The following is a 9,810-nucleotide window of genomic DNA, read 5'->3' on the forward strand; positions in this document are numbered from 1 at the left end:
AGCAGCTAACAATTCACCATTTTTTTTTTGTTTGATAGAGAAAATTCTATCTCTCATTGATGATCCATACACATTTTCCCATTGAACTTCACCAAATTGATTAAATTTAACTATCATTCCGTCAGCTGTTTCTGGAAATGCGTTGGTTTCACCTGCAATAACAAAACCACCATCAAGAGCATTGTCTACAGACCACGCATAGTCTTTATTCACCCCTCCTAATGCCCTTGTCCAGAGCGTATCACCAATTGAATCAGTTCTTACAATATAGAAATCAAACTGACCAGCACCAAATGAATTGGTAGTTCCTGCAATTATAAAACCCCCATCGTCAGTTTTTTTTAGTGAGTAACCGTATTCATCACCATCTCCCCCATAAATTCTCGTCCATAAAGTATCGCCGTTTGAGTCTGTACGAAGCAGCCAAATGTCGTAATCTGTAAGTGGGATTGATTTTGTATAACCAACAATGGCAAATCCTCCGTCCCATAATTCTTCAACATCGTAAGCTACATCAATACTATCTCCGCCATATTGTTTTGTCCATAGTGTATCGGGCTCTTGAGCAAATAACAAATCAGACAAGATTATTAAAAAAGAATAATTGAAGCATTGTGAATATTCTTATACATTTCATTTTGTGTTACCCCCTAGTCTTCAACATAATCTAAATTGTGATCAATGCAAAACGGATCCTGCCATTCTGTCCCAATTTTCCAGGTGTTAGTCCCATATTTAACAGCAGTGGGAGCAGTATCATACTCTCCCACTGGACATAAATCGGGATTAAAATCTGGGTGACAAATCATTATGTTATTATTTATTAGTCCATTCGTACCCGTATCATAAAATTCAATTCTTAATGGTCGCCTAGTAGGATCTAAACTTACTATAGTACAATTCTGAACATCAGAATAAAACTCACTATTGGCGAAGTCATTACTTTGTGTTATTCCTATCCTTTTCCACCGGCTATGTAACTATTATAAGCCCTTAACCTTGGCTTCTCTACCGCCTCCGTCTATAAATCCTGCTTCTATTCCAGATTTCTTATCATCATTTACATTTATATAACAATTATTAACCGTCAATCTGCCAGCCTTGTATATTCGTAGTCCACTTTCCTGTTCATAATAAATATCAGGATTCCTGAATACGTGTATCCCATCTCCTTGATGTTCTGCACCTGGCAGGTCTATTCCTGTGGAGTCAATTGAAGAGGATTCAATCAGCACATTATATCCTGCAACCTGTACACCATCCCAGCCTGTTCTTTGTACCGTTGAGTTCATCAATGTACCGTAATCGCCAAACAATTTAATTCCCGCTGGAAATGGATTCGTCTGTATCGGCAGCGGACTTCCGTAAGGTGAGTTTCCCCAGGCTGCCCACCCGCAGCTATCTATGTAAATATTGTCACCGGTAAAATAATTTGAGTACGAGTCAGTCTTAATTCCGTAGGCACGGAACCTTCTTATCTGCAAATCTTTAATAACAGCAAAGTTTGTATTTACCAGTTCAAAACATCTCATACTCCTGTTTGAAGTATCCTCTTTATCTTCCGGCAGGATACCTTCAAAAATTGTATTGGCTTTGCTTTTACCTATGAAAGATATATTGACAAAATTTCTTACAACAAAGGAATCAATCAGATAAGTAGAATCGGTAAAATAGAAAGATGTGAAAGAAGCTAATCTATGCTTCAGATCCTCGATAGAATAAGCATTAGTCCAGCTTGAGCCGGAGTGGTCACCAGTGCCGTGAGGTGTCACATATTTAGCAATTGGTGGGGAGGGGGGTACACTGTTGTTATCTCCCAATAAATTGGAATTGGTGTTATTATAATTAGCAGCAATAAAACAATAAACTGCCGCAAATAATAGGACCGAACGAACAAGAACGATTTTCATCAGAACCTCCTGAAATAGTATTGAAAGAATCATTAATAAGTTATTTACCTCTCCTGATAAAATTTTCGAAAGCATATTACAAATACATAAAGAGAAAGTCAATCACACGAATGTGGTATTTACAAAGATGACATCCCGCCTAGCAGGATGTCATCTTATAAAGAAAGAAGGGATGATTATTTCAAAAGTATTCTTTGTGAGATTACTATTGTAATAATTACATTACTTTGTCAGCAGCATCTTCTTAGAAGTTGTAAAACTTCCTGCTTTTATCTGATATACATAAACTCCGCTTGCTAAAGATGAAGCATCAAATTCAACTTCAAACTTGCCGGCAGGTTTTACTTCGTTTACAAGAATTGCCACTTCCCTTCCGAGTATATCAATTACTTTTATTGTCACAAACTCTTTTTGCGGCAGCGAGTAAGAGATTACTGTACTCGGATTAAATGGATTCGGATAATTCTGCTCCAATGTAAATTCTGTAGGTGAATTTATTTCAACTTCAACTGTGTTTGAGTATTCAAAACTTCCATCAAAGTCAATTTGTTTTAATCTGTATTGATATATCCCTGATAAAAGGTTTTCATCAATAAAAGAATAACTCTTTCGTTCAGTGGTAGTTCCAAATCCGGGAATGAAAGCAATTTGATTCCAATCCTGATTGCTGACTGAAGACTGAGGACTGCCGACTTGTTTTCTTTCAATCTCAAACCCGCTGTTATTTGTCTCCGTTGCAGTTTGCCAGTTAAGCGAAACTTCGTTTTGCTGTGCTGTTGCTGTGAAGGCTGTTAACTCTATGGGGATGATGTCGGAGGCAAGTTTAACAAGATATACTTGAAAACGATAGCCATCACTAACTTCGTTAGCACTTTTATATCCTGCTATAATATAACCATTATCTTGGGTTTGCTTTACTGATAGGAATCCATCTGTTCCGTGCGTAAGCACAGGACCTTTTTTGCTGGATGCATTTTGGTTGAACAGTTTTTGCCACAAAATATTCCCACTACTATCAGTTCTTACAATAAAAGCCCTTGAAGCACAATCAAAACAACTTGATTGACCGACGACGATGTAGCCTCCATCAATGGTTTGCTGAACTGAACAGCCAATATCACCATCATTATCGTAGTCAAAGGTTTTTGACCATAATTCGTTGCCAAGCGAATCTGCTTTTATCAACCACAAATCCCATAATTCTCCGACCCTAATACTCCCGCATGCGATATATCCACCATCATTTGTCATTTCGACGGCATAAAAATAATCTTGAAAAGCATCTCCAAACATGCCCGACCAAAGAGAGTCTCCAGCAGAATTCAAATTCAATAACCACCCTGCTAAGTCACTACCTAGAATTTGAAATGTGCCGGCAATGATTAATTTGTGTCCAAAACTTTCAATAATTGAATAAGCTCTATCTGCAAGAATCGACCCATAAGTTCTATTCCACAATTGTTCACCAAATTGATCTATCTTTATGAACATTGCATTAGGAATTTCAGGGAATGCATTCGTTTCCCCAGCCAAAACAAATCCTCCATCATAAGTATTATCAACAGACCAAGCGTAATCGTTATTTACCCCCCCAAATGTTTTAGTCCAAAGGGTGTCACCAATGGAGTCAATCCTTATAACATAAAAATCAAACACACCTGCGCCGAAAGTGTTTGTTGTACCTGCAATGATAAATCCTCCATCATCAGTTTTTTTTAGTGAGTATCCATAATCATCCCCGTTCCCTCCATAGGTTCTTGTCCACAATGTATCTCCATCAGTGTTTAATCTTAAAACCAAACATCAAAATTTGTAAGCGGAATTGATTTAGTGTAACCAACTACTGCATAACCACCATCATTCAATTCTTCAATATCATAAGCTACATCATCACTATCTCCACCAAGTACTTCCGTCCATAAGGTTTGAGGTTCTTGAGAAAAGATAAGATCAGAAAATAAATAGATAAATGTTAAACAGATAACCAAACGATTTTTAAAATTTCTCATTTTTAATCCTCCTCTGAAGTACAGTTAGGGATTTGTTCACTGCAGAAAATCAATTGCCAATCGTCTCCTTTTTTCCATCTATTGTTTTCATATGTAACAGAATTTGGTATGGTGTTACACTCTCCTACCGGACAGTTTTTAGAATAATTGGCTTGGCATAGAAAGATATTGTTTTTTATTTTTCCTGGTGTCCCCGCATCCCAATTTTCAATTCTAAGTGGATACCTGTTCACCTCTAAATTAACAATCGTACTATTTTCAATTGTAGAATAAAAAGCACCTCCCACAGGATTTGCATTTTGTGTAACTCCGATACCTTTACCTCCGGTTATATAACTATCATAAACCTGTATCATTGGTTTCTCTGTTTCTTCTCCAAGATAGCCTGCCTCTATTCCCGACTTTTTTGCTTCAACAGTATCTATAACACAATCCCTAACAATTAATCTTCCGGCTTTCTTTAATATTACGTTGTCAACAGTAAATGTTATATCAGGATTATGAAAAACGTGGATCCCGTCTCCTGATGTATTGCGCCAGGATCGTCTTTTCCTGTCCAATAGATAGTACTTTGAGTCAACTAACACATAATACCCTCCAACCTGCATCCCATCCCAGCCTGAGTTCATTATTTGTGTCTGTCCTATATGCCCATTGTCTCCAAATAGTTTTACTGCGCACGGGGATAACATAACTTCTCCGATCTGTGATGTCCAGCCACAGCTATCAATGTAAAGATTATAACCAAGAAAGTTATTTGATGTAGAACCAACTCTTATTCCCCATCTTCGAAATCTTCTTATCTGCAAATTCTTGACAGTAATATTAGGTGAATTAAGAATATCAAAACACCAGAGGCTCCATTCAGAAATATTTTCAGCTTCTGAAACATCAATTCCTTCGAGAATGGTTTTGTCCGTGCCCTGCCCAATGAAAGAAATATTGGTAAACCCCTTAACCTTGAGCACATCTACCAAAAAGTAGAATCAGCAAGATAGAAGTCTGTGTTAGATGCTAATCTTCCTTTCATCTCCTGAAGGGGTAGGCATTACTCCAGCTTGAGCCGGAGTGGTCACCAGTGCCGTGAGGCGTCACATATTTAGCAATTGGTGGTGGTGGGTACACTGTTGTTATCTCCCAAAGAATTGGAGTTAGTGTTAATAGAGTCTGCAGCAATAAAACAAGCAATCACGGCCAAGAACAGAAACGAACGAATGAGCAGGTTTTCATAAGATCCTCCTTAAAATATTATTGAAAGAGTATTAAATAAATTATTTACCGCAACTGATACAATTTTCAAAAACATATTACAAATAGAAATAGAGAAAGTCAATCACACGAATATGGTATTTATAAAGATGACATCCCTATAGATAGGATGTCATCTTTAAGAAATAATTCAGCGGAGTAAAATCATCTTCTTAGTTTCAATAAAACCCCCCGCCCCGCTTACGGGGGTAAACTCTTAATTGGTAGTAGTACACTCCGCTGGACAGGTTGATAGCCTGTCCTGCGTTAAACTCTACTTCGTACGTGCCGGGCTGCTGTGGCTCGTTTACGAGTGTGGCTACTTCGTTGCCAAGTATATCGTAAACTTTCAATGAAACCAATATGTCACCCTTCGACAAGCTCAGGGTGACAGTGGGGTGTATATTTTATTTTTGTTGTTGGGTTAAATGGGTTGGGGTAGTTCTGTCCAAGAGAAAATTCTGTTGGTGAATTTATTTCAACTTCAACTGTGTTTGAATATTCGAATGTTCCATCAAAATCAATTTGTTTTAATCTGTATTGATATTTACCTGCAGAAAGATTTTCATCAACGAAAGAATAACTCTTTGGTTCAGTAGTAGTGCCAAAACCGGGAATGAAAGCAATTTGATTCCAATCCTGATTGCTGACTGAAGACTGAGGACTGCCGACTTGTTTTCTTTCTATCTTAAACCCGCTGTTATTTGTCTCCGTTACAGTTTGCCAGTTAAGTGAAACGGAGTTTCGCTCTGCTGTTGCTGTGAAGGATGTTAGTTCGACTGGGACAATATCGCTGGAGATCCTTAATAGCATTGCTTCTTTCTGAAAAGAGATTTGTGTTTGCGAACCTGCAATAATGTAATCTCCATTCTGAGCTTGTATGACTGATTGACAATAAGTATCAGCATTGGCTAGTGGTGAAAGTGTATAACTTTCTATTAATTTCGTCCACAAAGTATCGCCAAACTCATTTGTTCTAATAATCCAGCCATAATCAATATCCCACTCACCAGAACCACAAACAATATACCCGCCATCACTTGTCTGCTGAACGGAATAACCTATATCAGCGTCTTCGTGGTAATCATAATTTTCAGACCATATCTCGTTGCCAAGAGAGTCGGTTTTGAGTAATCCCAAGTCCCAACTGTTTATACCTCCCCATTTGTGACATGTGATTATAAAATCTCCGTTTGGTAATTGATCAATTGAATTAAAAGATCCATACGTTGAAGGATATCTTTTACTCCATAATGTATCACCAAATTGGTCTATTTTTATCAGAGTACCTCCAAAATTCCAATGTCCGCCAATCATAAATCTTGCATCGCTGATTTTAATTATTGTATGGCTCTATCATCCCCGGTTTCGCCAAATATTTTATCCCACCCTATCACCACTATTATTAAACTTCATAATCCATATATCTGGCTTGAAAGGAAGATTAAAATTTTTCTCTCCAACTAAAATATATCCACTATCTGTGACCGCAATATCCCTACAATAGTCATCATTTACTCCACCATATGTTCTCGTCCAAAGCGTATCTCCCAATGAATCTGTTCTAATTAAATAGAAGTCAAATCCTCCAACTCCATAAGAACTTGTCGCCCCGCCAATAATATATCCTCCTTCACCGGTTTGTTTTAATGAATAACCGTAATCATCACCTGCTCCTCCATAAGTTTTCGTCCAGAGTGTGTCGCCGTTTTCTGTTTTTATAAGCCACAGATCAGACCTCCTGCACCATAATAGCCGGTATAACCTACTATTACTATATTTCCATCATTTCCCTCTATTACTGATTGACCGAAATCATCTGCTGTGTTAAGTCCGTAGTTCTTTTTCCAGAGTATGTCTTGGGCAGTTAAATTAAATGCGTAAAATAAAACTACTATCAATAATCTTAATAATATTATTTCATTTTGTCCTCCAATTCTGCATTATGTATTACACAAAATACACTGTCAACATTTCCAACTCTCCACTTATTGTTAAAATACAAAACAGCAGTGGTGTCTGTATAATATTCAGCCACTGGACAGTCATCAATCTCAGGAAAAGGATTATATCCCTCAGGGCTGTAAAACGTATTATTCTTTATCCAGGCAGTGGTGGGGGTCGTTAAAGCATCTGCCCAGTCTATTCGGAATGTTGGTTTGCTTGGGTCTAATGAACCTATTTTACAATTTTCGATCTTCGTTGAGAAATGACCAACCCTTGGGTGATCATCTTGTGTGATACCTATTCCTTTGCCGCCAATTACGGTACTATTTGTTACTTGCACAAGCGGTTTCTCAAGCTTATATGCCACGTTATTCTGATCATAGTATATTGAATCCCAACCACTTTCTATGCCCGACTTTCTATCTACAACTGTGTTTATATCACAAGCAACAAATCTTGCCTGCCCCGTTTTCCAAACACGAATTGAATCCTCACCATATGGAACCCAATAAGAACTATCAGGGTTCTGGAACATATGTACTCCATCACCTTGATGATTTGCATCTGGTTCGTCTTCGCCTGTCGAGTAGATGATTGATGAATCTACTGTTGTCCTGTAACCTGCTATCTGCATTCCATCCCAGCCTGAATTCATTATGTATGATCTCCTAAACGTTGCATCATCGCCAAACAGCTTTACTCCGCAAGGTGATTTAATTAATATAGAGGAGGTATCAGAGGTATCCTCTTGCCGCCCATCCGCAATTAACTATCGAATCATTATAAGCATAAAAGTAAATCGAGGCTGCGTCCTCTTATCCCAAATCCTCTGAATCTTCTGATCTGTATATCTTTGATTGTAATGTTATCAGCATTCTCAAGATCAAATCCCTTAATGCTCCAGAGGTAAGGGTCATCATCAAAGGGGTTTGATTGCCCTTGCAGTATAGTCTTGGTTTTTCCCTTACCAATGAAAGATATACCGCTAAGATTGCTGATAAAAATACTATCAACAATAAAAGTTGAGTCAATGAGATTGTAAGAAGTATTTGAAGCTAAATTGTCTTGCATATCGTTAAATGAATACGCATTACTCCAGCTCGAGCCGGAGTGATCGCCTGTGCCGTGAGGCGTTACATATTTAGCAATATTGGAGGGGTGATACACTGTTTTATCTCCAAAGTGAGAGGAGATAGTGTGCTAGAGTCTGCAGCAATAAACAAAGCAATCACTGCAAAGAACAGAACCGAACGAATGAGCAGGTCTTTCATAAGATCCTCCTTAAAATATTACTGAAAGAATGTTAAATAAGTTATTTACCTCTCCTGATAAAATTTTCAGAAGCATATTACAAATAGAAAAGGAGAAAGTCAATCACACGAATTAGTGAAAATAAAAGATGACATCCCGATAGTGGGATGTCATCTTTAAGAAATAATTCAGCGGAGTAAAATCATCTTCTTAGTTTCAATAAAACCCCCCGCCCCGCTTACGGGGTAAACTCTTAATTGGTAGTAGTACACTCCGCTGGACAGGCTGATAGCCTGTCCTACGTTAAACTCAACTTCGTAAATGCCGGGCTGCTGTGTTTCGTTTACAAGTGTTGCTGTTTCATTTCTAATACATCAAATACTTTTAACGAAACCAATATGTCACCCTTCAACAAGCTCAGGGTGACAGTGGGAATTGTATATTTTATTTTTGTTGTTGGATTAAATGGGTTGGGGTAGTTCTGCTCAAGAGAAAATTCTGTTGGTGAAGTTATTTCAACCTCAACTGTGTTTGAATATTCAAATGTTCCATCAAAGTCAACTTGTTTTAATCTGTATTGATATTTACCTGAAGAGAGATTTTATCAGTGAATGAGTAACTCTTTGGTTCAGTAGTAGTACCAAACCCTGGAATGAAACCGATGACCTGCCAATCCGTTTGACTATTGACGTTTGACATTTGACTCCTCTGCATTTCAAACCGCTAAGTTATTTGTCTCCGTTGCGGTTGCCAGTTAAGTGAAACGGAGTTTCGCTCTGCTGTTGCTGTGAAGGATGTTAGTTCGACTGGGACAATATCGCTGGAGATCCTTAATAGCATTGCTTCTTTCTGAAAGAGATTTGTGTTTGCGAACCTGCAATAATGTAATCTCCATTCTGAGCTTGTATGACTGATTGACAATAAGTATCAGCATTGGTTAAGTGGTGAAAGTGTATAACTTTCTATTAATTTCGTCCACAAAGTATCGCCAAACTCATTTGTTCTAATAATCCAACCATAATCAATATCCCATTGACCCGATCCACAAACAATATACCCGCCATCACTTGTTTGTTGAACTGAGTAACCAATATCGTAATCATTTTGATAATCATAAGTTTTTCCCCTCTACATTGCCGGAGCGAGTCGGTTTTGAGAAGCCAGAGATCACCAGCATATCCGAGCCAGGTGGATTATAATACCTCCCTGTAACTATAAAACCTTTATCGTTGGTTTCTGTAATCGATTTGAAAATATCCGATTCAGAACCTGGACTGCTATATTGTTTTGACCACAATGAATGCCTTCTGAATTCAATTTAATTAACCATCCGTCAAAAAAGTGACTTGGATAATAACCAGCAATAACATATCCATTATCCGCTGTGTTTTCATTGACCATGGACTTCATTCCCAACACTACAAAAATTTTTCCCATTGAGTTGT

15 protein-coding genes are annotated in these 9,810 nt (G+C 37.9%); all 15 read right to left on the minus strand.

The window, feature by feature from the left end; all coding sequences use genetic code 11:
- On the minus strand, positions 1-585 hold a 585-nt coding region (locus IPH11_12870; protein MBK6914485.1), incomplete at its 3' end, for a hypothetical protein.
- Between the two features lie 65 nt (positions 586-650).
- Entirely contained in the window at positions 651-809 is a 159-nt protein-coding gene (locus IPH11_12875; protein MBK6914486.1) for a hypothetical protein, read from the minus strand.
- A 174-nt stretch (positions 810-983) separates the two neighbouring features.
- Positions 984-1,910 (minus strand): right-handed parallel beta-helix repeat-containing protein, encoded by a 927-nt coding sequence (locus tag IPH11_12880; protein MBK6914487.1) that lies wholly within the window; start codon positions 1,908-1,910, stop codon positions 984-986.
- A 222-nt stretch (positions 1,911-2,132) separates the two neighbouring features.
- Positions 2,133-3,677: a T9SS type A sorting domain-containing protein gene (locus tag IPH11_12885; GenBank protein MBK6914488.1), complete on the minus strand. Its 1,545-nt coding sequence runs from the start codon at positions 3,675-3,677 to the stop codon at positions 2,133-2,135.
- 23 nt (positions 3,678-3,700) lie between these two features.
- Positions 3,701-3,919 (minus strand): hypothetical protein, encoded by a 219-nt coding sequence (locus IPH11_12890; GenBank protein MBK6914489.1) that lies wholly within the window; start codon positions 3,917-3,919, stop codon positions 3,701-3,703.
- A 2-nt stretch (positions 3,920-3,921) separates the two neighbouring features.
- Entirely contained in the window at positions 3,922-4,887 is a 966-nt protein-coding gene (locus IPH11_12895; protein MBK6914490.1) for a hypothetical protein, read from the minus strand.
- A 58-nt stretch (positions 4,888-4,945) separates the two neighbouring features.
- Positions 4,946-5,095 carry a hypothetical protein gene (locus IPH11_12900; protein ID MBK6914491.1) on the minus strand — a complete coding sequence of 50 codons (150 nt, stop codon included), beginning with the start codon at positions 5,093-5,095 and terminating at the stop codon, positions 4,946-4,948.
- A 251-nt stretch (positions 5,096-5,346) separates the two neighbouring features.
- Positions 5,347-5,529 (minus strand): hypothetical protein, encoded by a 183-nt coding sequence (locus tag IPH11_12905; protein ID MBK6914492.1) that lies wholly within the window; start codon positions 5,527-5,529, stop codon positions 5,347-5,349.
- Between the two features lie 4 nt (positions 5,530-5,533).
- Positions 5,534-6,484 (minus strand): hypothetical protein, encoded by a 951-nt coding sequence (locus IPH11_12910; protein MBK6914493.1) that lies wholly within the window; start codon positions 6,482-6,484, stop codon positions 5,534-5,536.
- Positions 6,485-6,547: 63 nt separating this feature from the next.
- On the minus strand, positions 6,548-6,721 hold the full coding sequence (locus tag IPH11_12915) for a hypothetical protein (GenBank protein ID MBK6914494.1): 174 nt from the start codon (positions 6,719-6,721) through the stop codon (positions 6,548-6,550).
- A 164-nt stretch (positions 6,722-6,885) separates the two neighbouring features.
- On the minus strand, positions 6,886-7,068 hold the full coding sequence (locus IPH11_12920; GenBank protein ID MBK6914495.1) for a hypothetical protein: 183 nt from the start codon (positions 7,066-7,068) through the stop codon (positions 6,886-6,888).
- Between the two features lie 14 nt (positions 7,069-7,082).
- Positions 7,083-7,769, minus strand: a complete 687-nt coding sequence (locus tag IPH11_12925) for a hypothetical protein (protein MBK6914496.1) — start codon at positions 7,767-7,769, stop codon at positions 7,083-7,085.
- Between the two features lie 125 nt (positions 7,770-7,894).
- A complete protein-coding gene (locus IPH11_12930; protein MBK6914497.1) occupies positions 7,895-8,281 on the minus strand; it encodes a hypothetical protein in 387 nt (128 codons plus the stop codon).
- Positions 8,248-8,385: a hypothetical protein gene (locus IPH11_12935; protein MBK6914498.1), complete on the minus strand. Its 138-nt coding sequence runs from the start codon at positions 8,383-8,385 to the stop codon at positions 8,248-8,250. Before IPH11_12935 ends, IPH11_12930 begins: the two co-directional genes overlap by 34 nt.
- 945 nt (positions 8,386-9,330) lie before the next feature.
- Positions 9,331-9,468 (minus strand): hypothetical protein, encoded by a 138-nt coding sequence (locus IPH11_12940; protein MBK6914499.1) that lies wholly within the window; start codon positions 9,466-9,468, stop codon positions 9,331-9,333.
- Positions 9,469-9,810: the final 342 nt, after the last annotated feature.

It is taken from the genome of Ignavibacteriales bacterium (assembly GCA_016709155.1).
GTDB lineage: Bacteria > Bacteroidota > Ignavibacteria > Ignavibacteriales > Ignavibacteriaceae > JADJEI01.